The sequence below is a fragment of the Butyrivibrio sp. INlla14 genome (assembly GCF_900102515.1).
In the GTDB taxonomy this organism is placed as follows: Bacteria; Bacillota; Clostridia; order Lachnospirales; family Lachnospiraceae; genus Butyrivibrio.
Genome location: NZ_FMVS01000010.1, coordinates 45,855 through 72,093, shown reverse-complemented (window position 1 = coordinate 72,093; position 26,239 = coordinate 45,855). Strand labels below are relative to the sequence as shown.

Sequence of the window (26,239 nt, the reverse complement as noted above, 5' to 3'; positions counted from 1 at the left end):
CTGTAAATCAATTCATTCAAACAATTCTTCCATTTTATCCCAGTCAAAAGTCTTAAGAAGTTTTGCAAGAGTGTTAAGCTTATCCTCATCCTCTTTTGGCAGACGGAACTCTTTTAGCTGCCCAAGGATCATTTCAACAGCGTCATAATCCATCTGAGAGATAACATCTTTAAGTGCACTATAGGCATCATTAAGGTCTTCCTCAGATATCATCTCTTTTCCTTCATCGTCAGCACTTGTGTCAAATTCCTGATCCATCTTCTCTAGCTTTTCCTTGAAAGCACTATAATCACTGATCAGCTTATTTGTATGAAGATCTATGAAACTCTTATCTCCGTCTTTTCCAGCCTTTTCAAGATCTGCTGCCTCTTTTGAAAGTTCAAGCGCACCAATTATCCTTGCAGAACTCTTTAAAGCATGAACTTTTATTGTGTAAAGCCTTATATCTCCGCTCTCATAAGAGTTTGTGATAACTGAAATGTTGTCGTCAATAGTGTCAAGGAAAAGTCCAAGGGCAAAGATATAACCTGAAACACTTCCTGAATTCCTGATACCATCGTCAACTGATAGTCCTTCTACTTCATTGAGCCACAGCATGTTATCAGGAAGCTCTTTTAACTCTTCTTCATCTTCTTCATCTTCTCTTGTCATGACCATTTCAGGTGGAAGATGTTTTAATATCGTGCTCTCAAGTGTGGCACTATCTACAGGCTTGGCAAGATAGCCGTTAAAGCCTTTTGACTTATAGAATTCCTCTCCAGCAGCTGCGTTAGCAGTAAGTGCATACACTGGAAGATCAGGATATATTTCTCTTATCTTGGCACAGGTCTCTATTCCGTCCATTCCTGGCATCATATGATCCAGAAGTACCACGTTAAACTTGCTCTCTTTGATCTTTTCAAGAGCCTGCTCACCACTGTCTGCTGTGGTAACAAAGACCTTTGTAGCCTTTAGCAGTCCCTTTATAACGCTAAGGTTCATCGGTGTATCATCAACTACCAGAATATCTGCGTCAGGAGCAATGAATTTAGGAACATATGGACCACTACTTGTATCGTGCTCAATAAATACGCCTATAGGAGTAGAGTCCACGATTCTCTGCTTAAAAGTCAGGATAAACTCTGAGCCTTCGCCATAAACACTTTCACACCAGAGATTTCCTCCAATAAGCTCTGCAAATCTCCTTGAAATATCAAGTCCAAGTCCTGTACCCTGGATGGCACTGTTCTTTTCCTCGTCAAGTCTTTCATAGGCCATGAAGAGCTTATCCATATCTTCTTCTTTTACGCCAATACCTGTATCCTTGACTGATATTCTGACATCACAGATATCATCCTTCCTTGCTTCCATCGATACAGTAAAGGCAATTCCACCTTGCTCAGTATATTTAACAGCATTTGTCAAAAGATTAAGGATTATCTGCTTTATCTTTCCTGCATCTCCGTAAAGTCTTTTTGGAATTATCTCATCTACTACAACTTCAAATATCAACTCTTTTTCCGTACTTCTTGATCGTATCATGGATACAATTGAGCGCAGCTGATCCTGAACATCATATTCCTGCTCCACAAGATGCATCTTTCCAGACTCGATCTTGGACATATCCAGAAGGTCGTTGATAAGTCCCAGCAGAGATTCCGTAGCATTTCTTATATCAAGAGAATAGTTCATCATGGACAGGAAATAATTCTTGGGAACATTTGAAGCATCTTCCCTTAGGATCATTTCATTCATACCCATTATGGTATTGATAGGAGTTCTGATCTCATGAGACATATTCGCAAGGAATCTGGACTTAGCTGTATTAGCTCTTTCGGCCTCTTCCTTGGCAGCTTTTATTTCATTCATCTGCTTGGAAATAACAGTGGATTTAAGTACTCGCCATACTATATATCCTGTTGCAAAGGCTACCAGCAGAAGGATAAATATCTTTACAATGAACAGCTCGAAGAAACGAGGTTTCTTGACAATCAGAAATCTCTCATCATGAGTCACTTCATCCCTGTGATTGATGAGCTGGATGTGCAGGGTATAAGTTCCATAACTTAATGATGTGTACTCAAGTGTAGATAGTTCACTTCTGGGCGTGGTAAGACCCTCACTTTCTTTTCCCTCAAAGAAAACCCTGACGTTAGGATTAAGCATTGTATAATCCATAACTGAAGGGGTTATCTTAATACGCGCTGTATCTGCAGGTATTATATATGTGCCTTGAGAATCCGGATAAATAACCTCATCATCACAACAAACTGAATTAATTGCTATTTTGACTGTGTCACTCTTTTCAAAGTACTTATTTATATTTACCCTGATAACGCCCTCTCTACCTGGCACGTAGAGGTTCCCATCTTCATCCATGCACCCATACTCCTGGGAAGTCACAGCATAGGGCATACCATTAGATATAGTATAGAGTTTGTAAGTATGTACATTGTCATCGAGCATTTCCTGGGCCTTAACCCTGTAGATGCCATAAGAAGACAAAATCCACATATTTTCATAGTCATCATAGTAGATGTCATAATTATTGTTAAAGGGAAAAGAGGATACGATAGTCACCTTATCTTTACTCAAATATTCCATAGAGTTGGATGTAATAACCCAGTATACATCTCTTTCCTTGTCCTCCTTTATTCTGAGGACCACATCGCTTGTAAGCCCATCCTCGAGGCCTACATGCTTAATATCATCTCCGTCTATGAGGTATAGTCCACCACCATCAGTTCCTGCCATTATGACGCCGTCTTCTCTTTCAATAAGAGTGAGGATCGTGGCATTTGATAAGCCCTCTTTTACACCATAGTTCTTTACGATCTTGTCGTCCTTTATTATAGATATTCCGCCATTTGTTCCAGCAATAATGGAACCATCTTTTTTTTCTGCCAAGCATCTTACTGAATTATCACCAAGTCCATCTCCCGTAGTATAGATCCTGAATTCTCCGCTATTTGAATAGCATATCAGGCCCTTACCTCTCGTAGAGGTCGCGACCCAAATATTCCCCTTACTGTCAGCCATTATGTTTTTTACTCTGGCATCTCCTACGTATCTTGTAAGGTTATTATTCTCCAGTACACCCTCTTCATTCAGGATAAAAAGCCCATTGTCAGTTCCGACATATAGCTTGCCATCATAATAGCAAGTAGCATTGGTTACATATTGTGGAAAGCCGTCAGATTTTGTCATGTCCACAAAATTATCTGTAACAAGCTTCATTACACCCTGGGTAGAAGATGCATACCACATATTCCCCTGGTAATCTGAGGTCATCATCTCAATAGCACTATTCATTGGAAGATCATTAAGTTCAGTATAACTACCATCTGCATCTATATAGCCTGCTTCGGAAGTTGTTGAAACCCAAATTCTTCCACATTCATAGGAAATCCAATGAGCAGCCTTGTTTCCTGGAATAGATGTGGTTTTAAGGCCAATTGCCTTTGTCCCCAGCTTTCCGTGGTAAATGTAACCTTTTTCAGTACAAATATATAAGCTCCCTCCATGATATGGATCTGTCATCATGGTAGTTATCTTTGCCATTCCAAGGTCTTTGCCACTGTATATGCTTGTCACAAGACAATTCTCAATTGTAAAAATATACCCATTAGCGGTATGACCATATATTTTTCCATCAGCACCTAGTTCAAGCTTAAGAATTCGCTCTGTATTTAGAATTCCATTTTCTATTTTCTTAATCTTAAAATTTTCATCGATATAGCATAATCCCTGAGTTGTACCAATTATGAAATTTCCTCGGTAATCCTCTGCAATGCTTCTTATTGATGAAGAGGGAAGACCATCAAAAACAGTGAATTGAGTCCTCTCTTTACCGTCAAGGAGAACCACTCCGTTATCATTGGTTCCAACCCATATCCTGTTTTTGCTATCTTCAAAAAGAGTCCTGGCACTAGTTAATCCCTTTGACGTATCAAGTCTTTCAAAAAGAATGCCGTCATAGCGCACAACGCCACTATAGCCGCCTATCCATATATGTCCATCACTTGATCCTAGAATACACATAGCATCAGAAGTTGGAAGGCCGTTGGTAGCATCATAAATGTACGCAGCATAGCCAACTCCCTCAAGTTGCCTTGTTACTGCATATCCGCCGCCGTACTTATTTACTTTTTCATAGGGCAACACCCCGCTTCCATCGGATGCTGCAGCGTTTAGTGAAATGTGGACTATTTCGCATATCATTAGCACTACTGCGATGGCGTAAATGTATTTTTTCTTTAAGTTTTTCATTTATACACTCTTTCCACCATATTTCATCATGATGACCTTTATTTCAGGAAGTGCATCCATAAAAGCCTCCAGGCACTTAGGGTCAAAAACTGTTCCATTAAAATCTCTCATGATATCAAGAGCCTCATCAAGTGGGTATGCCTTTCTATATACCCTGTCCGATGTAATATCATCAAAAACATCTGCTATGGCCATTATTCTTGCAGATAGAGGAATAACCTCTCCATGAAGTCCTTCAGGATATCCACCGCCATCCCAATGCTCATGATGGTATGTTGCCATATTTCTTGCTTCTTTCAGGTAATTATCACCATTTGAGGTACTGATGGCGTTGTCCAATATTTTTTTACCCTCAATTGTATGTGTCTTTATCACTTCAAACTCTTCCGGGGTCAGTTCTCCAGGTTTTTGAAGTATTCCATCTGGAATCTTGATCTTGCCTACATCATATAAAGGCGCTGACCTGACAACATCAGATAAAAATTTAGGTGTCAGTTTTTCTGCGTAGTAGCCCTTTTTCTTGAGGCTCTCCATTATTATCCTGACGTAGGCAGTAGTTCTCTGTATATGTGCCCCCATATCAAGGTTTCTGTTTTCAACCATGTCAGCCATTGTCATGATAAGACCATCCTGCATCTTGGCTGTGGATTCAGACAGTCTTCTGATGCTTCTCATCTGCTCTGCCTGATTTAAAGTCATGCTGCAGATACTCTTATATAGCTTTTCTGTTTCATCTCCTGTATGTATATCCAGTGCACGTATTTCCCTTACATTAGAGTCAAGCTGGTCCTGTGAATCATCCCCTTTACTGAATCTGTCAAGCATTTCAGCCATACTACTAATGGGGTAAGTGTCATAAACGTCAGTTGTCCATAAGGCATAAGCTACTATCAGCACAAAATATCCAGACAGGATGATCACAACTTTGAGAATGAAGGTTCTCATATAGCCTGCCATGTATGCCAGAGAAACTTCCGCAACAACGTAGCATACACAAGTTCCCTCCGCATCATACACAGGGTTAAACACTATCATCTTCCATCCAAGAAGTGAGCCCGACTCTACATAGCCTGCCCTTCCAGTTACAGCCTTCTCTTTTACTTTTGTCATTCCAAAATCATCGTAGGATACAAATTCTCCCAGCCCGTAAGGATCTGGCTTTTTCTCTGTAGGAAGGTCGAAAATATAAATGAAACCATCCTCCTGGGGTTTAACAATATACAGATTTTCCAGTCCATAGGCATTATCTCTTATTGTGGATAAAAGATTATGAAACAGCAAATAACTTTCGTCTTCTTCTCCTTTTTCCAGGAAATTTTCAATAGACTCCGGGTCTATCATTTGAGTCGTGAAGCTGGTTGCATTCCAGGCACTATCAATTCTCTCAGTTTTTTGATTTTCAAAGTAAAGACTTACTCCAATCCATCCCATAATAAACACGAGGATGATTGAAGCCCCAACAAGTGTATAAGCCATCCTTGATCTGGCGGTTACCTTAAGATCCTTGTCCCAGGCCTTTATTTTTTGAAGTTCATCGATTGATAATGGTCTTTGTCTCCATCCTGCATCCTGAACAGTTTTCAGTTCTTCCATAGGCGTATAGTAAATAACTATAAATGCTAAGATAGACGCGATCATCTTATCAATAATGTTTATAAGTGCATTCCCAGTATATAAAGAAAGCTGATCTGAAACATGAAGGTTATCATGTATAGGTGTCATTATCTCTACAAGTATGCCATTTTGAATTTCTCCAAATAATACATCCTGGATAAAAGCACCCATGAGGCCGGAAAAAGCACCTGCAATCAAGGCATATATGATTACTCTTTCTATTTTGATAAAGGAATATTTTCTGAAATACCAAGTGGTAAAGATAGCGACAGCAACATTGACAATCATGAAGAAAACAGAATTATAATCAACCACTGCACATAGTGTATTTGATAAAACAGCCGTCAGAATTCCCGGGAAAAGACCTCCTATTACCGAAGACATTATTGTACCTACAGTATCAAGAAAAATAGGAAGCCCAAAATGATGAGTTATGAAAAAAAGCAGCACATTAGTAATAACCCCGGTAATAACCAGGATAACACGCCACTTTCCACTATCTTTTTTCATCTTAACTTCATTTCTCAAAAGTCGCCCCTCCGATCCTTGATCAATGTGATAGCATAGCGTTAATTTTCATATCCCAGGAAACATATTTCCTGGGATATGAAAGTTAACGCTGACTCCGATTCCGGAGTCAGCGTTCCATAAATCAAAACTTATTGATCATTAAGATGATCGTGTCCGGAAGAAGAACCTATTCTGACTAAGGCTCTGTACAACTTGGCTTCAGCTCTTATCCTAGCCTCATTGTCAAGCTTTTTGTCTTTTAGTCTCTCCTCCGCCTTTGCCTTAGCGGCCTTGGCACGCTCTACGTCAATGTCCTCACTCCATTCCCAGGTAGTTGGAAGGACTCTTACTTCTCCGTTCATGACTGAGAGCATTCCACCGATACAGGCTGCTTTTCTCTCCTTGCCATCTTCAAGGACAACCTTGGCAGTTCCCATTCCAATGGCAGTACAGTAGTTGGTATGACGAGCAAGAATCTCAACATCACCATCTATTGTACGAAGCAGTATCTTCTGGACTTCGCCTTCATATTCAAGACCATCTAAGGATACAACCTGTAAATGATATGTTGCAGCCATATTGCACTCCTTTTACATATTATGGGCTAAAAGCATTACTGCTTTTTAGCCTTCTCGAATACTTCGTCGATAGTTCCAACAAGAAGGAATGCTGACTCTGGGAGATCATCGCACTCACCGTCAAGAATCATCTTGAATCCACGGATTGTCTCCTTAAGAGGAACGTATTTTCCAGGAAGACCTGTGAACTGCTCAGCAACTGAGAAGCTCTGTGACAGGAAGTTCTGGACTTTACGAGCTCTGTAAACTGTAAGCTTATCTTCCTCAGAAAGTTCGTCCATACCCATGATAGCGATGATATCCTGAAGTTCACGATATCTCTGGAGCACCTGCTGAACACCCTTGGCTACTTCATAATGCTCTTTTCCTACGATATCTGGTGAAAGGATACGGCTTGTTGAATCAAGAGGATCAACAGCTGGATAAATACCCTTTGATGCGATATCTCTGGAAAGAACGGTTGTAGCATCAAGGTGTGTGAATGTTGTAGCAGGAGCAGGGTCTGTAAGGTCATCAGCAGGTACATATACGGCCTGAACTGATGTGATAGAACCCTTCTTGGTTGATGTGATACGCTCCTGAAGAGCACCCATTTCTGTAGCCAGTGTAGGCTGGTAACCTACGGCTGAAGGCATACGTCCAAGGAGGGCTGAAACCTCTGAACCAGCCTGTGTGAAACGGAAGATGTTATCAATGAACAGAAGCACGTCCTGATTCTTGACATCACGGAAGTACTCAGCCATTGTAAGTCCTGAAAGACCAACTCTCATTCTGGCTCCCGGTGGCTCATTCATCTGTCCATAAACTAGTGCAGTCTTATCCAAAACTCCACTTTCCTTCATTTCTCCGTAAAGGTCATTACCTTCACGAGTACGCTCACCAACACCGGTGAATACTGAAATACCACCGTGTGCCTTGGCAACGTTGTTGATAAGCTCCATGATAAGTACGGTCTTACCTACGCCAGCACCACCGAACAAACCAATCTTACCACCCTTAGCATAAGGGCAGATAAGGTCAACGACCTTGATACCTGTCTCAAAGATCTCTGTTGCAGGAACCTGTTCCTCATAAGCAGGTGCAGGACGATGGATTGGCCATCTCTCTTTTGCACCAGGATCTGGTCCATTATCAACAGGATCGCCCAAAAGATTGAAAATTCTACCCAGACACTCTTCACCAACCGGTACAGTGATAGGGCTTCCAGTATCTACGGCATCTGCGCCTCTGACAAGACCATCTGTTGAACTCATGGCAACGCATCTAACTACGTCATCTCCAACCTGCTGAGCAACCTCTGCAACCAGCTTGCGGTCTTCGATCATGATTTCTATGGCATTGTGAAGATCTGGAAGTTCACCCTCTTTGTATCGGATGTCAAGTACAGGGCCTGTAACCTGTATTACCTTTCCAACATGATTTTCACTCATTGTTAAACTCCTTATTCAAAGTTGTTATATCCTAATGAAGTTCTGCTCTCGCACTTCGTGCATGGAAGTTCTGCTCTCGCACTTCGTGCTCGACAGAACAAGCTTCGTACCAAGGCTCAATAAAACTTCGCCTGGTTCTCAGCTTTCGGCACCAGCAACGATCTCAGTGATCTCCTGCGTGATGCTTGCCTGACGAGCTCTGTTATAGTACAGACTCAAGGTCTCGATCATTTCTTCTGCGTTGTCAGTTGCGGCTTCCATAGCAGTTCTACGAGCAGCAAGCTCACTGGCATAAGAAATATTGATACTGGTATATAGAATACCCGCCAGATACTCCGGAACTATAGCATCGAACACTGTCTCACTGTTTGGCTCATATAGAATAAGATCCCTTGGCTTTCCATCACTCTTTTTATTATCAGATGAAAGATCTGACAGTGGTAAAAGAGATGTAGACATTGGAACCTGGGACAGCATGGACACGAAGTTTGTATAACACAAGAATACATGTCCAAATCCGCCACCACCATATGATCCACAGATAAGCTTGGCTATCTGGAAACAGTCAGAGATAGTAGTTTTGGCAACCTCGGCATATTCCTCAGTAAGGATCGGAATATTTCTGTGCTTAAAGAACTCCACAGATTTTTTACCGATTGGAAGAACTGTCACGTCCTCTTTATCCTTGATCTCAGCTTCAACAAACTTGAACAGATTAGAGTTGTAACCACCTGCAAGACCTCTGTCTCCGGCGATAACAACATAGAGCCATTTCTTATCATTTTCACCTGGCTTGGTGTAAATGGAGCGGTAATCAGTGTTACCATTGGCTATATCTGTAAGTGTTTCAAGCATTGTCTCAAGGTAAGGCTTTGACTCATCAGCTCTTTCCTTGGCTTTACGAAGCTTTGATGCAGCAACAAGCTGCATGGCCTTCGTAATCTGCATTGTGCTCTGGACGCTCTTGATTCGGAGTTTAACAGCTTTCATTGATCCAGCCATTATTTATCCTCCTTATCTGCTCTTAATGAACTTGTCTGTATAAGCGTCTAATGATGCCTTTAACTTATCCTCTGTTTCCTTTTCAAGCTTGCCGCTCTCACGAATCTCACGCATAGCAGCAATTCCGGAAGGATCCTGATCAAGGAAATCATAAAGACCTGCCTCATATTCAGCAACGTCGCTTGCTTCAACCTTCATCAGGATGTTATTAACAACCGCATAGAGAATAGCAACCTGTTTTTCAACAGGAACTGGCATATTCTTGTTTTGCTTGAGAACTTCCACGATACGTTCGCCCTGTGCAAGACGGTTCTTGGTGTCTTCATCAAGGTCTGAACCGAACTGAGCGAAGCTCTGCAGCTCACGGTACTGTGAATATACAAGTTTAAGTGTTCCGGCAACCTTCTTCATAGCCTTGATCTGCGCATTACCACCTACACGGGATACGGAGATACCAGGGTTAACCGCTGGCATGATTCCTGAGTGGAAAAGCTCTGTCTCAAGGAATATCTGTCCATCTGTGATAGAGATAACGTTTGTAGGAATGTAGGCTGATACGTCACCGGCCTGTGTCTCGATGATAGGAAGGGCTGTAAGTGAACCTCCTCCATTCTCATCAGAGAGCTTAGCTGCTCTCTCAAGTAGTCTTGAGTGCAGGTAGAAAACGTCTCCAGGATAAGCTTCACGTCCTGGTGGTCTTCTGATAAGAAGTGAAAGTGCTCTGTATGCTACGGCGTGCTTGGACAAGTCGTCATAGATACAAAGTACATGTTTGCCCTTGTGCATAAAGTACTCACCCATAGCACAGCCTGTGTATGGTGAAATGTACTGAAGTGGGCTAGGCTCTGAAGCTGTAGCTGCTACAACGATTGTGTAGTCCATAGCTCCGCCCTTCTTAAGATCCTCAACCAGTGATGTGACTGTTGAACGTTTCTGTCCGATAGCAACGTAGATACAGATAACATCCTTGCCCTTCTGGTTAAGAATTGTGTCAACTGCGATAGTTGTCTTACCAGTCTGTCTATCGCCGATGATCAGCTCACGCTGTCCTCTTCCGATAGGGATCATGGAATCGATAGCCTTGATACCTGTCTGAAGTGGTTCTTTTACCGGCTGTCTGGCAATGATACCAGGAGCTGGTGATTCAACTGGTCTATATTCTGCAGCTTCGATTGGTCCCTGGCCATCAATAGGCTGGCCGATAGCGTTTACTACACGTCCAATCATCTGCTCGCCTACAGGAACAGATACAACTCTTCCTGTACGCTTTACGGTCTGTCCTTCGCTGATTCCTACATCTTCGCCGAACAATACCGCGGATACTACTGTTTCCTCGAGGTTCTGAGCCATTCCAAAAGTACCATTTTCAAACTCCAAAAGCTCTCCGGACATACAGTTCAAAAGTCCGCTAACTCTGGCAATACCATCACCAACGGTAAGAACTGTTCCAGTCTCGTTCTGGATAATTGCATTCTGATAATTCTTTATCTGGCTTCGAATGACCTCGGATATTTTTTCTGGTTTTAGTTCCATATCATCCTCCGATGTTTATTATTAGATGACCGTTTCATCAACACGTCTGCGAAGCTCGGATAACCTACCCTTGACTGTGCCGTCAAAGAGCTGTCCCTCCAGATCCACTCTAACGCCGCCCAGGACTGATGGATCTGTCTTCTGTTTCAATAAAATCTTCTTACCGCTGATCTTTTCAAGTTTTTCTTTGAGAAGATTCAGCTCTTTTTCATCAAGAGCTATAGCTGTTGTAACGACCGCATCTGCTATTCCATGTGCCTCGTTGTAGCTCTTTCTAAAGCGTTTCTGACAAGCAGAAAACTCTCTCAAAAGACCCTTCTCAATGAGAATCTTGATAAAGTTCAGAAGATATGGCTGCAGGCTTCCAGCAAATGCCTGATCTACTAGCTGCAGTCTTTCATGTTTTGGGACTGAAGGTTCCGATAGGAGGGTTATGTAATCAGGGTTTTCCTTGAATATCCCTTTTACAGCCTCCATTTCGCCCAGTATTTCATCCGTAAGGTTCTCTTCCGCTGCCAGATCATATAGGCTCTGCCCATAAAGATCTCCAGCTGCGCTCATAAATTTCTCCTTTTACCTTAACCTTATGCTCCAACCTTATTGATAAAGTCATCAATAAGCTTTCTATGATCGGCTTCGTTGATTTCTTTCTCAACTACCTTTCCTGCGATATCCATCGCAAGACCACCGATTTCATCCTTGGCCTCGTTAATAGCTTTCTTCTTCTCCTGCTCTATGTCAGCAGCAGCTCTGGACTTGATTCCGGCTGCTTCCTCCTGAGCCTCCTGCACAATTGTGTCTGCTTTTTTCTGTGCTTCCTTCTGTGCTTCGGAAACGATCTCAGCAGCTTCTGCATGTGCCTTTGTCAGGCTGCTTTCATATTGCTCTTTAAGAGAATCAGCTTTATCCTGGGCCTCTCTTGCCTCTCGGATCGTTTTATCTGCAAGTTTTTTTCTCTTTTCAAGAATGTCATTGATAGGTTTGAAAAGAAATTTCTTAATCAGGTAAACCTGGATAAACAGGTTGATTATCTGAATGATAAACGTCCAGGGCACTAGTGTAACCAGATCCTGCGTCTCTTTAACGTCCGCAATGATCATCATTAGGGCCTGTATATCCATATGATTTCTCCTTGTTTTTGTATTTACCACTACTTGCCTACAATAATACGAATTGCTCCGCTGCTACACAGCTCTCGCAATTCTACAAGTATTCGGAAATCGTAATTTTTATTTCATAAAAATTCCTTTTTTCCTCATACTTGTTTGGTCTTCAAGGTCATAAATTTTTTCATGCAAGCATGAAAAATTTATGACTTTGAATCCCTTATTGTAGGTAATTCATGAACATACCTGGTGCAACGAAGATAAGAAGAAGACCTGTAACGAAACCATAGATACCAGTTGTCTCAGCAACCGCACAACCAAGGAGCATGGTACCTGTAACATCGCCCTTACACTCAGGCTGACGTCCGATAGCTTCAAGAGCCTTAGAAACAGCAGTTCCTTCACCAATACCAGGACCAATACCTGCGATAAGTGCACATCCTGCACCTAATCCACATCCTGCAAGTGCTATACCTTTTGCTAGTACCTGAAAATCACCCATAATTCTTTGCCTCCTAAATGAAGTTTTATTGTTTTTTGTGTATTTATATTTAATTGTATTTTTAGGCGTGATATCGGATTGCTCCATTTCATTCTCGCAATCCTGCATACATTCGTAATCCGCACTATCGTGCTACTTACTCATGTATGTTCGGTCTTCAAGGTCATATTTTTTCTCATGCAAGCATGTAAAAATATGACTTTGAATCCCTATATCACGCATCCTCTGCGGCATTAGCTATATACATAACTGTCAGCATACAGAAGATAAATGCCTGCATACAGCCTGAGAACCAGTCAAAGTAAACACCGGTTATGGCAGGAATACCTACTCCAAGAATCGGTATCTTGGAAAGGAAATCACCTACAGCTCCTGGAATAAGTCCAAACAAAGCTGCTGATGCAAGTCCAAGTGCCCAGTAGATAAGTCCGTCAATAACTACACCGGAAAGAATATTTCCAAAATGACGGCAAGCCATACTTACTGGAGTAGCCAACTCTGACAGGATATTAAACGGCGTCATAACTGCAATAGGAGTAGTGAATCCCTTCAAATATCCGCCAAATCCGTTGGTCTTAATCTTGGTGGCAGTGATCATTATGAAAACAACTACTGCCCAGGCTGCTTCCGTTGATAGGTCTGCTGTTGGACTTCGCAGTCCTATAAGGCTTATAAGGTTTGATACTACACTGGTAGCAAAAAGAGCTGAAACAAATGGGATCAGCTTATCAAACTTATTGCCTCCTGTGTTGTTACGGACAAAATTATTACCCGTCTCAACAAGCATTTCCGCAAAAGCCTGTCTTTTCGAAATGTTCTCGACCCGAAGGTCTCTGGTCAGGAATATACATAGTCCTGTGATGATTATCATCACTATCCAGCTGACAATCAGCGTTTCTGTAAGCTTAAAGTCTCCCAGAATCGGAATGCCAGTATGGAAGGTCTTGTATATGACCGCATAATCGACTTCGAAACCATTACTCATGCTTTCGCCTTCAACCTCCTTTCCCCGCAGACATGATCCCGCGTAGTTTTATTGTGATGCTAGGTATAAACAGCGGAACAATGCCCGCCACCAGATTAAAAACTGGAACCATTATAGCAAGTATCACCCACAGAAGCTGCATCATGGTTCGGTAACGAAGGCTAACGCCCATGGTTTCCCTGGCCCTTTTCTCATCATCTATGGATGTAACTTTCTGAACTGTAAGCGCCATCCAGAAAAAATTCCCGACAGCAACCAAAAAACCTATTATTCCAGCCAGAATCACTCTGTAATCAAAGGGTACACTCCATCCAAAGGGTGCATCCTCTGGTATTACCATATGTAAAACAAAAAATATTAAAAACATGATCAGCACGCCAATGCCTGTGCCAATAGCTATATTTCGGGTTTCCTTTTTTACTGCATCCTGTAATTTAAACATCCTGTCTCTCCCCAAATGATTCTCTGATCCAAACAAGCCTTATAAGCGCATATTTCACTAATAAAGCTCAAATATGCTTGTTGAAATAGACTTCCTTTGGATCCCTTACTCTTTTCTTTTTCTCTTCCCTGCGAATAACTGACAGATAAACCTTATAGGCGGTTGTCATAGAACCACCGAGCCCCAATATAAACCCCGGTATATAAACCCAGGCACCAACAGAAAGCTTGGTGCATAGAAGATAGCATGCAAACATACATAAAAGAAGTGGCATAAGAAGCGACAATCCCAGTTGTCCTACCATAGCAAACTGACTTAATAGCTTGGATAAATCTTTAAATTGCATATGGTCTTACCCTACTCCTTCCTGTCTCAAAATGTTTCGCGATTAACGTTATACCGATTGCTTTTTCTCTTGCAATGTACTGAATATTACATTAAGGCATAATAATTGCGCATAACATAACAGTATAACAACTTAATAATACACTTTTTACGGCATTTCTACAACCAAAGTTAGACAATTTGGGACACTTTTGCGTTATTGTGAAAAAAAGCTGCGAACCGCATATTTACACATTTTAGCGATTCACAGCTTAGTTATTAATAAAACTTTTATCAAAATTTCGGTTATTTCACATGATTTCTTTTACTCTTACAGCTCATAGTATTCTGCATTAATATATTTGGTGTCATCTTCAAAGGCAGATGGTGTCTCCTCTTCATAGCCTTCATCTGATCTAGCGCCAAAAAGATTGCCAAATAATGACTTGATATTATCTGAGCCGATGAATGCTACGTCGCGGGATACAGCGCTTACAGCAGCCTTCTGTTCACTTGAACAGGTAATCTTAGCGCAGTCCCTTACCCTTAGCTTCTGTGTGATAAGTTCAGCAGGAACGTCCTTGTCTATTTTGAGAAGGGCGCAATCCCTGACAGTTATTCCGCCAGGTGCTTCTTCCAAGGTTCTTCTATCTATGCTGGCGATTGCTACATCCTCAATCGTTGTTCCTCTGCTGATTATGAGCTTATTGCATTTTACATATATCTCTTTTAACAGCTGTTCACAATCTGCATCTACTGTAAGGTTGCCCTCAACAATAAGAGACTTGATCTTTCCGATCATGTCTTTGTTCTCTGCAGAGATATGTGCATTGCCTATGATATATAGACTTTCTCCGTTAGCATCGATGAAGCTTGAATCAATTTCACTTTGGTCTGCCACAACAACACTGCAATCATCAGGTATTTCAGCAATTTCAGCCTCTATATTAAAAAGCGGAATTGCGGTTTCAATATGGCTCTTTCTGATATAGGCCTTATCTGTGCTGAACTTTATATTTTTCTCTGCCATTTTTGCAAAATCAACTGCCATTTCTGAATCATAGATAAAGTTAGCTGCAAAGTATCCGGAATTCTCAGGCGCTCTCATAGCAAAATACTTGTCCAGCTTGTATCTGTTATCCATAAGTGTGTAATTATCAGGATAAGCCTTGGTCATTCCGTTTATTGTCAGACCTGGAAATGGTAAAAGAGCTGCTATGCTCTTGGGGCATAAAATCAGTCCATTTACAGATATCCTGCTAAATTTCTTTAATGCCTCCTGTGAACCTGGAGCCACCTTAAGCACTCCATTTATAGTGATAGAGGTTCCCTCGGTCACATTCGACTGGGGCGAAATTTCATAGATACCATTTATATTAATAGTTTTACCGCCATCCTCGCTTAAATCCTTGCTTCTTACTTCTTCAGCTTTAATGTTAAATGGCAGCCTGTTGAGTACCTCCTTGCTCCTGTCATCAACAATAAGTTCCTCTGTATAAACTTTTATCTGACTAAATTCCTTATAGTTCTCTTCATTGATCTTTCTGGCATCACAGGTTTCACAATTGATCCGTAGCTTCATCTTCTCCTCCTATAACATTTCTTTCAGGTGTTTTCTTGCATCGTGTAATTTGCTTCTGACTGTTCCCGGTGGGATTTTTAACATCTGCCCTATTTCTTTGGATGAAAAGCCATCAAAAAATTTCAGTACTAAAATCTTTCCTTCTAGTACATCCAGGGCTTCTATCAGGCACATAATATCTGCTTCTTGGTACCTATCCAAGAAGAAGTCTTCTGTCACATCCGCGGTTAGACTTTCATTCTTCCTCTTTCTCAAAGTATCGATATAAATGTTCTTGATAGTTCTATAGAACCAGGCGCGTTGTCTACTAAAGTCCAGCCCCTGGATATCACCATAGTGATCTATAGCCCTCAAAAATCCCTCCTGAACTATTTCTTTTGCCATATCCTCATCCTGGGTCATCATGCGACACCACCTGACAAGCTCAGTATTAAGTTTTTCATACAGGTAAGCAATCTCCTGCTCCATTCCCCTAGACTCCCCAAGTAAAAAAAGATATGTCAAAAGACTTTTCTGTATATATAACGTTTGGAAAAGAAAAAGTGTTGGAAAAAAATTAAAAAAATTACAAAAATCCCCCAGCGCATATCAAATAACACTGGGGGAATAATTATTTCTTTTTACTTATTCTGCATCTTCTGTTGCAGTTGACTTGATGTGAAGCTCTTCAAGCTGCTTGTCTGTTACATAGCTTGGAGCGCCCATCATAACGTCTGCTGCATTCTTGTTCATAGGGAAAGGAATAATCTCACGGATTGAGTCCTCACCTGCAAGAAGCATTACCATACGGTCTACGCCAGGAGCAATTCCTGCGTGTGGTGGTGCACCATAGCAGAATGCGTTGTACATAGCTGGGAACTTAGCCTTAACATCTTCCTCGCCAAGTCTTACCATCTCAAATGCCTTGATCATGATCTCAGGATCATGGTTACGAACAGCACCTGATGAAAGCTCGATTCCGTTTACAACAAGGTCGTACTGATCTGCTGTAATTGAAAGAGGATCGATCTCGCCTCTCTCTGCCTTAAGAAGTGTCTCAAGTCCGCCTGATGGCATTGAGAATGGGTTGTGGCAGAATTCAAGTTCTCCTGACTCCTCGCCAATCTCATACATAGGGAAGTCTACAATCCAGCAGAATTCATATTTCTCTTTGTCCATGTGTCCAGGAACAGCAGCACCAAAGGTCTTAACGATAACACCAGCAGTCTTCTGAGCCATGTTAAGCTTGCCTGCTGAGAGAACTACAAGGTCTCCAGCCTTAAGTGAAAGAGCTGAAACTACAGAATCCTTGATAGGAGCAACAAACTTGGAGATTCCTCCAACAAGTTCTCCGTTCTCATCCATTCTAAACCAGTAAGCCTTGTTACCTGACTGAACCTCTACATCACCGATAGTCTTGTCGATGAACTTACGGCTCTCCTTGAAATCAGAAATAACAACAGCCTTAATTCTAACGCCTGTTTCTGCGCCTGCTGTAAGAGCGCCCTCACTTGCCTCTGCTGCCTCAGCAGAAACTGTTGATGCAAATGGACCAAAGCCGCAATCCTTGAGAACCTCTGTAACATCGTCTACTGTAAGATCAATTCTAAGGTCTGGCTTGTCTGAACCATATTTCTCCATAGCCTCAAGATATGGAATACGAGTAAATGGAGCCTTGGATGCACGGTTATATGTTCCAAACTTCTCAAATACTGGAGGAAGAACATCCTCGCATACTGAAAATACATCTTCCTGAGTAGCGAAAGCCATCTCCATATCAAGCTGATAGAACTCTCCCGGGCTTCTATCTCCTCTTGCATCCTCATCACGGAAGCATGGTGCAATCTGGAAATAGCGATCAAATCCAGCTGTCATAAGAAGCTGCTTGAACTGCTGTGGAGCCTGTGGAAGTGCATAGAACTTACCAGGATGCTTTCTTGCTGGTACAAGGTAGTCTCTTGCTCCCTCAGGTGATGAAGCTGTAAGGATAGGAGTTGTGATCTCCATGAATCCATGCTCTGTCATAGCCTGACGAAGTGCTGAGATAACATTGCTTCTAAGGATAATGTTCTTCTTAACCTCTGGATTACGAAGGTCAAGGTAACGATATTTAAGACGAGCTGTCTCATCAGCTTCTCTTGAATGGTTGATCTCGAAAGGAAGCTCGTTGTAACGGCAGCGGCCCAGTACTGTGATAGACTCAGGAACAACCTCGATATCGCCTGTCTCCTGCTTAGGGTTCTTACTGCTACGCTCTCTTACTACACCCTTAACGGAAATTGTTGACTCTTTATTGATGGCCTTGGCAGTCTTGACCATTTCCTCTGTCTCAAGGACGATCTGTGTTGTGCCATAGAAGTCACGAAGGACAACGAATCCAAGTCCTGAACCAACTTCACGCATGTTCTCAAGCCATCCAACAAGAGTAACGCTCTCGCCAACATTGGCCATGCGCAGCTCACCACAGTTATGTGTACGTGATTGCATCATGATATTTCTCCATTTCTTTTAAATCTAGCAGAAAAATCAGGAAAACCTGCATCCTGCGTTATTTACATCATACAAAAAATAAGTGCGTGATACAGGAAAAAATCCAATATCACGCACAACATTTTAAAACAACATTATACTTGTTGCAAGTTGAATTTATACTTTATATCAATACAAGTTTATTTAACTTTATTGCCGCCCCATTCAACTACTGTAAAGCCGCCGCGAAGTGGTGTCTCAAGATACTGAGGATTGATCTTGATGTATCTATCTGTTGGATACCAGGCCATAAATACACGGATCAGAGTATCAGGTTCAGGTGAAACTGTAAGCTTAGCTCCGCGATTATAGGTATTGCCCTGGAAGCTCACCATATTATAGGGATTCTTTTCCATCATAGGAAGCCAGAACTCGATAAATTCTGCTCTCTCAGAATCATTCAGTCCAAGGATTGCAAGCTTCTCATTAAGGAACTTCTCTGTATCCTCACCCTTTACACAGAAGCCTGAATAAAAGTCATAGGAATAGTTTGGATCGCCTTCCCAGAAAAGATAGTCATAGGTCTGTCCCTCAAAAGTTATCTTACCGTCTCTATTAGCGGTTACATTCCAGGTGTTCTCTGCATTAAACTCCGGAATAAGGTCCACAAGATTTCCATCATAATCAAGCCTTACAGATATTTCTGTATTGTCCTCTAATGGATACAGGTAAATTACCGGCTTGAGGTCTCCAGAATCCGCAGGGCTTCCGCCAGTTCCCACTGTTCCATCTGTGCTATTGCTGCCAGCAGAAGTGCAGCCTACAAGTCCCATTAGTAATGCAATTAGTATCATTCCAACAATCGATCTTCTCTTCATAAGAAAACCTCCTTAACACCCCTAGTACAAAAACGAAAAGCTACTGTACTACTATAATTATAGCGCCAAAAACAATGTTTTTGGCGCTATTTACAGAGAATTTACAAAGTATTAACAATATCGTTTAAATATTAGTCTAGCTTAAGAAGCATTGTGAGAACACGAGCAGCGGATTTCTCTAAATCTTTTCTTGAAAGTGCCTTTTTATCAATAGCAGCAAGGAGCTGGTCTGTATAGCCACAGCCCATTTTGATGTCATTGCCTGCAAGGACTTCCTTGTAATGCTCACCATAGCCCCACCAGTCACTTACTACTACACCTTCAAATCCCCATTCATCTCTGAGGATTCCTGTAAGAAGATCATGGGACTCAGAAGCTCTCTGTCCGTTAATTACATTGTAGGAAGACATGATGCTCCAAGGTTCTGCCTCTTTTACAATTATTTCAAAGGCCTTTAAGTAGATTTCTCTTATGGCTCTTTCTGATGCTCTTGAATCGCTGCCCTTTCTGTTGGATTCCTTGTTATTAAGGGCGAAGTGTTTAGGTGTAGCAGCGATATTGTTGCTCTGGATACCGCGAACCATAGCTGCTGCCTGCTTACCAGCAAGGAATGGATCTTCTGAGTAGTACTCAAAGTTTCTTCCGCAAAGTGGACTTCTGTGGATATTTACTGCAGGAGTAAGCCATGCACCAAAGTTACACTCTTTTGCCTCAGCACCACCAGCAACACCAACATCATAGCAAATGTCTTCGTTCCAGGTGCATGCAAGAAGAGTTGAGCATGGAAATGCTGTTGTCTGAACGCCAACTTCAGGTGCGATCCTGACTCCGGCAGGACCATCGCAGGTCATGGCTGATGGAACACCAACTTCTGGAAGGTTGCCATAGCCAAAGGTGTTGGCCATACCCATATTGGGCTGTCCGCCAAGGAGGGAAGCAAGCTGCTCATCAGAAAGCTGCTTCATGAAATCTTCAAGGGTCATCTTGCATTCTGCAACTTCAATGAATTTCTTCGGATCCTTGTCACTTGGTGGAAGGAAGAGCTGGAACATATCCTGCGGACGAACCTTAGGTGTCTTTAGTACTTTCCAGTTGATAGTTTCCTTCCAGTCTTTATCTCTTTTAAAGATTGTAGCGTAGGTATCAACAGGCTTAAGCTGTGGAAGCTCTTCGAAGCTTCCGTCAGAGAGCATTCTCTTTTTAAGTGATGTTGGCACGAGCTTATTTGAAACCTGCTCTACAACTACGTTTTTCTTAAGTTCATATTTATAATCAAGTTCTCTTACGTCTCTTACGGATGTTCCAAGATAGAACTTATACTGGCCTTTTTCCAGAACCCAGGCAGCTTTTTTAACCTTTCCAAGGTCATCATAGGAAGCCATATCATCCATATAAAGAGCTATTGTCACGCGCTCGCTCTCACCTGGTGCAAGAAGGCGTGTCTTATAATATCCGCCAAGAACCTTAGCGGGTTTTCCAAGCTTGCCCTGAGGTGCGATGTAGTAGAGCTGCACTACTTCTTTTCCTGTACGTTTTCCAACATTGGTAACAATTGCTCTTACTACGATAGCATCAGCAAGATTATTTTCTGTCTTTGTTTCATCAGCTGATTTTCCTCTGTTTTCCTTCGCTTTTGTGGATACGGCAATTGAATCTTCTACAACGCTCTCAACTGTGAAAGCTTCTGCCTTGCAGTCCTCAAGCAGGAATGTAGTGTAGGAAAGGCCAAATCCAAATGGATAGTTTACCTTTTTAGCAGCCCCTGGAATTGTCTCAAAGTATCTGTAACCAACATAGATATCTTCTGTATAATCTACGTACTCATCATCCTCATGGAATCCGTCTGTTGATGGGTAATCCTCAAGCTTTGCCGCAAATGTATCTGCAAGCTTGCCTGATGGATTGACCTTACCTAGAAGGATTCTTGCTGCAGCAAGGCCGCCTTCTATTCCGCCCTGCCATGCCATAAGAACTGATGAAATTTCATCATCATTTTTAAACCATGTAGTATCAACTATTCCGCCTACGTTCATAACAACAATAACGTTAGAGAAGCTTTCCTTAACCTGCTTGACCATTTTCTTCTCAGCATTGGTCAGATAGAAATCACCGTGTTCGAATACTTTGTTGGCCTGAGCTACAAGTCCTACGTCCTCACACTTGATCTCTCTGTCTACTCCAGCTACCTTTCGATCCCAGCCTTCGCCGGAAAATCTGCTGATAGAAATGATTGCAGTATCTGTGTAAGCTGCAGCGTCAGACAAAATATCATCCGGGAGTGCTGGTTCTTTTAACATGCCAGGGGCAATGCCCTGTCTGTACTGCTCTTCTACGTACTCTTTGTAGAACTTGGCGGACTTGTCATAAATCGCAATATCCTCTGTATACTGAGAAAGTCCCTCATACAGGTTTCTCACATAAGGCACGGTAACATCTCCGCTTCCGCCACCTCCCTTAACATAGTCAAAGGTTCCCTTTCCAAAAAGCGCTACCCTTTTACCTTTCCTTATTGGAAGAACGTTTCTTTCATTCTTAAGAAGCACCATACCTTCGCAGGCTGCATCACATGAAAGTGCGATGTGCTCCTTGCTGGCTGTGACTCTCTCACCATTTGCGCCAAGTGGAAGATTTGGTGTGTATTTGATTCTTGCCCATTTTTCCATAATATACCTCGCTAAACCTCTAATATTTTTATGATGTATTTGTCTAAATCATAATGCACATAAACTTGCAGATTATGCTCATTGACTTTATGCCCAGAACAAATATGTGTAATCAGGAATTCACGTAACATATATATGCTTTGCACTTGAAATCATAGCATATAGCTGCATTTGAAACAATTATGGCAAGCGTTATTTAACACAAATTTAACTGTAAGAATCACGCTAGAAATTTCATGCAAAAGTTAGCGTTATAGTTACAGCTATAGTCCAGGCATACTGGTGCATTACTGGCAACTTGATCATTATGGTTGATATCGTCATATTTACAACCTGATTATCATAATTGACATAGTCACTTTTATGAGTTATAGTTTCGATGTTTCTGAATTTCTATCTTTAGTAATTCACTAAGTGGCTCCAGTTTTAATCTAGCCACGAAAATCAGCAATTATATGCCAAAATGATGCTAGTAAGAAGAGCGCATAGCGAGTCATAGCTTCTCTTTTGGCTTAAGCATGCTTTTAACATGCAGCTTAATAAAAGTCCTTGTTTCGCATGTACACCATTCACCGCTTAATTCAGCGGAAACATGCGCAATACTGTGCTGTTGTATCTGGCGTGTATGCATTTTTATTCAGTCAGACTACTTACTGGTACACATGTATTCCGACTGAATATTTTAATATGCATTGAACATGTTTGACTTTTATGTACACGCATAATGACTCCTTAATCACAACTGCATGTATAGCAAGCTTAGGTAAGATCAACTAGTACATGCACCCAAAAACTAGTTGTAAATATGCGAGTAGTGCTCTAACCGCAGTAATATGCACAAAGATTGTCTTCCGTGCACTGCGGACTCGCTCTCTTGCTCTCTCGTTCTCTCTAGCCTATTAACTGTGGTAAACTTATATGTAGATTTTATTATTGCAAGTTTTAAGCAGATAGAATGACCTATAAAGTATATATGAATTACCAGGGAGAATTAACACTATGAACATATGCCTTCTTAATGATTCCTTTCCGCCTGTCATAGACGGCGTTGCCAATGTAGTCATGAATTACGGAAGTATCCTGACTACAGAACTTGAATCAAATGTAATAGTAGGTACACCCAGATACCCAGATGCCAGTTATGATGGATATCCTTACAAGGTTGTTGCCTATCCAAGTTTTGATACAACCGATTTTGTAAAGGGTTATAGAACAGGTTATCCACTATCCATAAGGGAAATTGACCAAATGGCTGATATGAAGCCTGATATCATACACACTCACTGTCCTGCTGCCTCTACAATCATGGGCAGAATCCTTAGAAGAGAGACAGGAGCTCCTCTTATCTTCACCTACCACACCAAATTTGATGTGGATATAGCAAGAGCTGTGGGCGATGGCTTACTAAAAAAGGAAACAATCAAGACAATGGTTAAAAACATCGAAGCCTGCGACGATGTCTGGGTTGTATCAGAAGGAGCCGGCGAAAACCTGCGCTCACTGGGCTTTCAAGGTGAGTACAGAGTAATGCCAAACGGCGTTGATTTCCCTAAAGGCCGAGCCAGCTTAGAGGCGGTAAAAGAGCTTCAGAATTCCTATGATATTCCTGTAGGAATTCCACTATTCCTATTCGTCGGCCGTCTCATGAAGTATAAAGGTCTTCCGATCATAATTGATGCCATGAAAGAATTATCCACGAAAGGTATCGATTACAGGATGGTCTTTGTGGGCGGAGGCGCTGATGCTGATGAGATGCAGGCGCTTGTAAAAGAGTACGGAATATCTGACAAAGTCATCTTTACTGGCCCGGTTCGCGACAGAGAAAAACTTAGAGCCTGGAACACTAGAGCAGACTTATTTCTCTTTCCATCTACATACGATACAAACGGCATTGTAGTTAGAGAAGCGGCTGCCTGCGGACTTGCCAGCGTTCTGATAAAAGGCTCCTGCGCAGCAGAAGGTATAACCCATGACAGGAACGGATATCTCATAGAAGAAAATGCTCAGTCAATGGCAGCTCTCCTTGAGCTGCTATCTGGAAACCTTGATAGAATGCATCAGGTTGGGCAAAACGCCATGGATGAAATCTACATTTCCTGGGATCAGGCCGTTCGAATAGCCTATGACAGATACAAGGAAATCCATGAAATGGCCAAAAGTGGAGAACTTGGAATCAGAAAGCATCAAAGTTTTGAATACCTTATGAACTCTGCAGCTGATATTCTCAATGGAACACAGAGGGTATTCGTTGATATTCCAAGAGAAATCCACGAAGGTATGAGGGAGAACTACGAAGAATTTAGGATTAACGCTCGAGAGAATTATGAAGAATTCAGGAGTAATGCTCGCGAAAACTACGAAGAATTCAAGGACAATGTTCGTGATAACTACGAAGAATTCAAAGGAAAAGTCAGCGATAACCTCCAAGAGATGAAAGGCAACATGGAAGATTTTAAGCAAGACTTCCGAGAGAATGTCGAAAGTATCAAGAGTGATATAAACGATGGTATCGACAGACTTAAAGACAACATAACAGGCGACTTCTCAGATGATAAATATGATGATACCTGAAACATCGCGCTAATAACACATTTTCTGTATCTATCCTAATCAGTAAAGAAGGCTAATATGAAGAAAGAAAACATCAGTCAAAATAATCATGATTGGTACAAACCCATGAGCTTCTACCAGATCTGGGTCAGGAGCTTTTGTGATGGAAACGGAGACGGAATCGGAGACCTGTACGGAGTCTATGACAAACTGGAATATATCAAATCCCTGGGAGTAGATGGCATATGGTTTTCTCCAATTTACCCATCCCCCAATGCGGATTTTGGATATGACATTTCAGATTATAAGGATATCCATCCTGATTTCGGAGACCTTGACCAGTTTAAAAGAGTGTTAAACAAAGCTCATAGTCTCGGACTTAAGATAATCATGGACCTTGTTATAAATCACACTTCAGATGAGCACCCCTGGTTCATTGAATCAAGAAAGGGCAAGGATAACCCCTATAGTGACTATTACATTTGGAGAGATAAGCCCAATAACTGGAAGAGCCTTTTTGAAGGTGAAGCCTGGGAATACGATCCCATAAGAGGTCAGTACTACCTTCATATATTTGCAAAAAAGCAGCCTGATCTAAATATGGATAACCCCAAGGTCCGCCAGGAGGTAAAAGATATCATGCGGTTCTGGCTGGATATGGGCGTGGACGGTTTCAGAGAAGACGTGATAAACTTCATTTCCAAAAAAGAAGGACTTCCTGATGGATTATCTTTTTTACCGGCAGCCACAGGAATGTCCCATTACAAGGATGGTCCTCACATTCATGAATATCTGTCAGAATTTAGGAAGGTCTGCAATGAATATGACTGTTTTCAGTTAGGCGAAGGTCCCATGACAACAGTTAATTCCGCCATGAAATACCTCACAGGCAAGACCAAGTCCCTGGATATGATGTTTTCCTTTGATCATATGATGGCAGACTGTCTGTATACAGAATATCTCCACAGGCCATTTTCCCTGATAAAGCTAAAAAAAGCTTTCACTAAATGGCAAAATGCCTTAAATGGCAAGGCCTGGAATGCGCTATATCTTGAGAATCACGACCATCCCAGGATCATAAGCAGGTACGGAAGCGAGTACTTCTGGAGAGAAAGCGGAACCATGCTGGCAGCAAGCTACATCTTTCAGCAGGGAACGCCTTTTATCTACCAGGGCCAGGAAATTGGCATGACCAACATTAAGCTCATGTCAATTGATCAGTACATGGATGTTTCATCAATCACCAATTACCACACTTATCACCTAAAGGAAGACCCTGAAAGACGTCTTCACCGCATCCACTTATCCAGCAGGGATTCAGCCAGAACTCCAATGCAGTGGAACGCTACTGACAACGCAGGTTTTTCCAAGGTTAAGCCCTGGTTCTACATAAACCCCAATTACAAGCGTGTGAATGTGGCAAAAGAGGAACCTGATAGCCTTAGCATTTTGAACTTTTACAGAAAATGCCTCTCCCTCAGGAAATCTTCTGAGACGCTTATCTACGGACAATACACAGAGCATTTTCCAAAGGACAAGAATATCTATATGTATGAGCGAAGCCTTGACGATGAAAGCTATTTGGTTATATGCTCTTTCTCTAGGTTCCCTGTTAAGGCCCATAAGCCCCCAAAATTTTCCGGATGCCACGGAGAGCTGGTTCTATGCAACTATCCAGATATGAAGACAGATCCTCACGCAGGAATAGTCGGTAATATCCATCTGGGCCTTAATGAACAGGAGCTTAAAAAGGGATATCTTCGTCCTTATGAAACCAGGGTGTATAGATATATACGTCGAAGATAAAGCTATTACCTTCTTTCGATGTACAAATATGAGGAGAA

19 protein-coding genes are annotated in these 26,239 nt (G+C 41.8%); 2 read left to right on the top strand and 17 right to left on the bottom strand.

The genetic code is table 11. The features are described from left to right. Positions 1 to 12: 12 nt before the first annotated feature. The 17 genes from BLO53_RS08280 to BLO53_RS08200 all read right to left on the bottom strand — a co-directional run bounded on the left by BLO53_RS08280 (position 13) and on the right by BLO53_RS08200 (position 21,845). Positions 13 to 4,248 (bottom strand): hybrid sensor histidine kinase/response regulator, encoded by a 4,236-nt coding sequence (locus tag BLO53_RS08280; RefSeq protein ID WP_092060456.1) that lies wholly within the window; start codon positions 4,246 to 4,248, stop codon positions 13 to 15. Next, positions 4,249 to 6,390, bottom strand: a complete 2,142-nt coding sequence (locus BLO53_RS08275; protein ID WP_092060454.1) for an HD domain-containing phosphohydrolase — start codon at positions 6,388 to 6,390, stop codon at positions 4,249 to 4,251. It abuts the gene before it with no gap. A 131-nt stretch (positions 6,391 to 6,521) separates the two neighbouring features. Further along, complete coding sequence (gene atpC / locus BLO53_RS08270; protein WP_026489439.1) at positions 6,522 to 6,950, bottom strand: ATP synthase F1 subunit epsilon; 429 nt, start codon at positions 6,948 to 6,950, stop codon at positions 6,522 to 6,524. Between the two features lie 35 nt (positions 6,951 to 6,985). After that, complete coding sequence (gene atpD, locus BLO53_RS08265; RefSeq protein ID WP_092060452.1) at positions 6,986 to 8,380, bottom strand: F0F1 ATP synthase subunit beta; 1,395 nt, start codon at positions 8,378 to 8,380, stop codon at positions 6,986 to 6,988. 138 nt (positions 8,381 to 8,518) lie between these two features. Next, entirely contained in the window at positions 8,519 to 9,382 is an 864-nt protein-coding gene (gene atpG / locus BLO53_RS08260; RefSeq protein ID WP_092060450.1) for an ATP synthase F1 subunit gamma, read from the bottom strand. A 12-nt stretch (positions 9,383 to 9,394) separates the two neighbouring features. Further along, positions 9,395 to 10,915 carry a F0F1 ATP synthase subunit alpha gene (gene atpA / locus BLO53_RS08255; RefSeq protein WP_092060448.1) on the bottom strand — a complete coding sequence of 507 codons (1,521 nt, stop codon included), beginning with the start codon at positions 10,913 to 10,915 and terminating at the stop codon, positions 9,395 to 9,397. Between the two features lie 21 nt (positions 10,916 to 10,936). After that, positions 10,937 to 11,476: an ATP synthase F1 subunit delta gene (atpH, locus tag BLO53_RS08250; RefSeq protein WP_092060446.1), complete on the bottom strand. Its 540-nt coding sequence runs from the start codon at positions 11,474 to 11,476 to the stop codon at positions 10,937 to 10,939. A 23-nt stretch (positions 11,477 to 11,499) separates the two neighbouring features. Then, the gene (atpF, locus tag BLO53_RS08245; RefSeq protein ID WP_242875346.1) at positions 11,500 to 12,036 is read right to left on the bottom strand and encodes a F0F1 ATP synthase subunit B; all 537 of its coding nucleotides are present in this window, start codon (positions 12,034 to 12,036) and stop codon (positions 11,500 to 11,502) included. Positions 12,037 to 12,241: 205 nt separating this feature from the next. Then, the gene (atpE, locus tag BLO53_RS08240) at positions 12,242 to 12,523 is read right to left on the bottom strand and encodes an ATP synthase F0 subunit C (RefSeq protein ID WP_026489445.1); all 282 of its coding nucleotides are present in this window, start codon (positions 12,521 to 12,523) and stop codon (positions 12,242 to 12,244) included. A gap of 214 nt (positions 12,524 to 12,737) precedes the next feature. Then, positions 12,738 to 13,508, bottom strand: a complete 771-nt coding sequence (locus tag BLO53_RS08235; protein ID WP_092060444.1) for a F0F1 ATP synthase subunit A — start codon at positions 13,506 to 13,508, stop codon at positions 12,738 to 12,740. A gap of 10 nt (positions 13,509 to 13,518) precedes the next feature. Continuing rightward, positions 13,519 to 13,950: an ATP synthase subunit I gene (locus BLO53_RS08230; RefSeq protein ID WP_092060442.1), complete on the bottom strand. Its 432-nt coding sequence runs from the start codon at positions 13,948 to 13,950 to the stop codon at positions 13,519 to 13,521. A 67-nt stretch (positions 13,951 to 14,017) separates the two neighbouring features. Continuing rightward, positions 14,018 to 14,296 carry an AtpZ/AtpI family protein gene (locus BLO53_RS08225; RefSeq protein WP_092060440.1) on the bottom strand — a complete coding sequence of 93 codons (279 nt, stop codon included), beginning with the start codon at positions 14,294 to 14,296 and terminating at the stop codon, positions 14,018 to 14,020. A gap of 309 nt (positions 14,297 to 14,605) precedes the next feature. Further along, a complete protein-coding gene (locus BLO53_RS08220) occupies positions 14,606 to 15,856 on the bottom strand; it encodes a hypothetical protein (protein WP_092060438.1) in 1,251 nt (416 codons plus the stop codon). Between the two features lie 9 nt (positions 15,857 to 15,865). Then, positions 15,866 to 16,324, bottom strand: a complete 459-nt coding sequence (locus tag BLO53_RS08215; RefSeq protein WP_092060436.1) for an RNA polymerase sigma factor — start codon at positions 16,322 to 16,324, stop codon at positions 15,866 to 15,868. A gap of 156 nt (positions 16,325 to 16,480) precedes the next feature. Continuing rightward, a complete protein-coding gene (gene aspS, locus BLO53_RS08210; protein WP_035789702.1) occupies positions 16,481 to 18,325 on the bottom strand; it encodes an aspartate--tRNA ligase in 1,845 nt (614 codons plus the stop codon). Positions 18,326 to 18,504: 179 nt separating this feature from the next. Continuing rightward, entirely contained in the window at positions 18,505 to 19,182 is a 678-nt protein-coding gene (locus BLO53_RS19620; RefSeq protein WP_092060434.1) for a hypothetical protein, read from the bottom strand. A gap of 131 nt (positions 19,183 to 19,313) precedes the next feature. After that, positions 19,314 to 21,845: a glycoside hydrolase family 3 protein gene (locus BLO53_RS08200; RefSeq protein WP_092060432.1), complete on the bottom strand. Its 2,532-nt coding sequence runs from the start codon at positions 21,843 to 21,845 to the stop codon at positions 19,314 to 19,316. Positions 21,846 to 22,844: 999 nt separating this feature from the next. On the opposite strand from BLO53_RS08200, the gene BLO53_RS08195 reads away from it, so the two are divergent. Together BLO53_RS08195 and BLO53_RS08190 are read left to right on the top strand one after the other, a co-directional pair. Beyond that, a complete protein-coding gene (locus BLO53_RS08195) occupies positions 22,845 to 24,416 on the top strand; it encodes a glycosyltransferase (RefSeq protein WP_092060429.1) in 1,572 nt (523 codons plus the stop codon). A 57-nt stretch (positions 24,417 to 24,473) separates the two neighbouring features. After that, complete coding sequence (locus tag BLO53_RS08190) at positions 24,474 to 26,201, top strand: alpha-glucosidase (protein ID WP_242875345.1); 1,728 nt, start codon at positions 24,474 to 24,476, stop codon at positions 26,199 to 26,201. Positions 26,202 to 26,239 lie beyond the last annotated feature (38 nt).

Bases quoted from the DNA above. Each gene is read 5' to 3' on its own strand.
- BLO53_RS08280 (WP_092060456.1), bottom strand. From the start codon at position 4,248: ATGAAAAACTTAAAGAAAAAATACATTTACGCCATCGCAGTAGTGCTA.
- atpC (WP_026489439.1), bottom strand. From the start codon at position 6,950: ATGGCTGCAACATATCATTTACAGGTTGTATCCTTAGATGGTCTTGAA.
- atpD (WP_092060452.1), bottom strand. From the start codon at position 8,380: ATGAGTGAAAATCATGTTGGAAAGGTAATACAGGTTACAGGCCCTGTA.
- atpG (WP_092060450.1), bottom strand. From the start codon at position 9,382: ATGGCTGGATCAATGAAAGCTGTTAAACTCCGAATCAAGAGCGTCCAG.
- atpA (WP_092060448.1), bottom strand. From the start codon at position 10,915: ATGGAACTAAAACCAGAAAAAATATCCGAGGTCATTCGAAGCCAGATA.
- atpH (WP_092060446.1), bottom strand. From the start codon at position 11,476: ATGAGCGCAGCTGGAGATCTTTATGGGCAGAGCCTATATGATCTGGCA.
- atpF (WP_242875346.1), bottom strand. From the start codon at position 12,036: ATGGATATACAGGCCCTAATGATGATCATTGCGGACGTTAAAGAGACG.
- atpE (WP_026489445.1), bottom strand. From the start codon at position 12,523: ATGGGTGATTTTCAGGTACTAGCAAAAGGTATAGCACTTGCAGGATGT.
- BLO53_RS08235 (WP_092060444.1), bottom strand. From the start codon at position 13,508: ATGAGTAATGGTTTCGAAGTCGATTATGCGGTCATATACAAGACCTTC.
- BLO53_RS08230 (WP_092060442.1), bottom strand. From the start codon at position 13,950: ATGTTTAAATTACAGGATGCAGTAAAAAAGGAAACCCGAAATATAGCT.
- BLO53_RS08225 (WP_092060440.1), bottom strand. From the start codon at position 14,296: ATGCAATTTAAAGATTTATCCAAGCTATTAAGTCAGTTTGCTATGGTA.
- BLO53_RS08220 (WP_092060438.1), bottom strand. From the start codon at position 15,856: ATGAAGCTACGGATCAATTGTGAAACCTGTGATGCCAGAAAGATCAAT.
- BLO53_RS08215 (WP_092060436.1), bottom strand. From the start codon at position 16,324: ATGGAGCAGGAGATTGCTTACCTGTATGAAAAACTTAATACTGAGCTT.
- aspS (WP_035789702.1), bottom strand. From the start codon at position 18,325: ATGATGCAATCACGTACACATAACTGTGGTGAGCTGCGCATGGCCAAT.
- BLO53_RS19620 (WP_092060434.1), bottom strand. From the start codon at position 19,182: ATGAAGAGAAGATCGATTGTTGGAATGATACTAATTGCATTACTAATG.
- BLO53_RS08200 (WP_092060432.1), bottom strand. From the start codon at position 21,845: ATGGAAAAATGGGCAAGAATCAAATACACACCAAATCTTCCACTTGGC.
- BLO53_RS08195 (WP_092060429.1), top strand. From the start codon at position 22,845: ATGAACATATGCCTTCTTAATGATTCCTTTCCGCCTGTCATAGACGGC.
- BLO53_RS08190 (WP_242875345.1), top strand. From the start codon at position 24,474: ATGAAGAAAGAAAACATCAGTCAAAATAATCATGATTGGTACAAACCC.